Annotated in this window: 1 pseudogene; it reads right to left on the bottom strand. The window is 46.2% G+C overall.

The annotated features are described in order from the left end of the window. A pseudogene (locus AAEY75_RS15645) lies at nt 1-264 on the bottom strand (hypothetical protein); the annotation flags it as partial.

The raw sequence follows: 264 nt of genomic DNA, 5'->3' as shown, positions 1-264 counted from the left end.
ACATAATTATCAGCAATAAGCGCGGCGGCCTCATTCATGATTGCGCGTTTATAAGTGCGTGCGAATTTGTCTGGGAGCATCCGTTTATCAGCTAGATGGCGCTGTAGAGTTAGCAGACTAAAAAAGGTGACAGGTAAGTCGCCATTGACCGTGTCATAAGCATTATCGATATAGCCTGCGATACGATCAGCGCCAAGCGTTTTATCAATCCGCATCAGCTGCACCATATCCTCTGTACTAACAGATGGTAGGTGAGCATAGTGA

This window comes from Psychrobacter sp. TB55-MNA-CIBAN-0194 (genome assembly GCF_040309505.1).
GTDB lineage: Bacteria > Pseudomonadota > Gammaproteobacteria > Pseudomonadales > Moraxellaceae > Psychrobacter > Psychrobacter fozii.
Note: the sequence above shows the minus strand (reverse complement) of the source record. Positions and strands in the feature narration are given on the sequence as shown.